This window comes from Shigella sp. SIG6 (assembly GCF_053555815.1).
This window is the reverse complement of sequence record NZ_JBQZXC010000304.1, coordinates 1-656: the sequence shown is the minus strand read 5'-3', so window position 1 is coordinate 656 and position 656 is coordinate 1. Positions and strand designations below refer to the sequence as shown.

At 53.8% G+C, this 656-nt stretch carries 1 pseudogene; it reads right to left on the bottom strand.

Features of this window, described 5'->3' with window-relative positions:
* Positions 1-588: pseudogene (locus ACUU1M_RS20505) on the bottom strand (IS3-like element IS3 family transposase); the annotation flags it as partial.
* Between the last annotated feature and the right edge of the window lie 68 nt (positions 589-656).

Here is a 656-nt window from a genome sequence, read left to right as displayed (position 1 = left end):
CCTTTGCCCTCAGTCCCTGACGGCGCAGGCTTGCCGCCACGGTTTTTACGTTAAAGGGGTAACCCTGAGCACGCAGTTCATCCGTCAGGCGTGGGGCACCGTAACGCTGTTTTGACCGGGTAAAAGCCGCGAGGACAACGCTGTCGCAGTGTTGGCGGAACTGCTGACGCGTGCTTATCCTTGTCCGCCGCTGACACCACGTATACCAGCCGCTGCGGGCCACCCGGAGCACGCGGCACATTGCTTTGATGCTGAACTCAGCCTGATGTTTTTCAATAAAGACATACTTCATTTCAGGCGCTTCGCGAAGTATGTCGCGGCCTTTTGGAGGATAGCCAGCTCTTCATCCCGTTCTGCCAGCTGGCGTTTGAGACGTGCAATCTCGGTAGACATCTCCAGTTCACGTTCAGAAGACGTCTGCTGATTTTGCTGTTTACTGCGCCAGTTGTAGAGCTGTGATTCATACAGGCTGAGTTCACGGGCTGCGGCAGTAACACCGATGCGTTCAGCAAGCTTCAGGGCTTCACTGCGAAATTCAGGCGAATGCTGTTTACGGGGTTTTTTACTGGTTGATACTGTTTTTGTCATGTGAGTCACCTCTGACTGAGAGTTTACTCACTTAGCCGCGTGTCCACTATTGCTGGGTAAGATCAGGC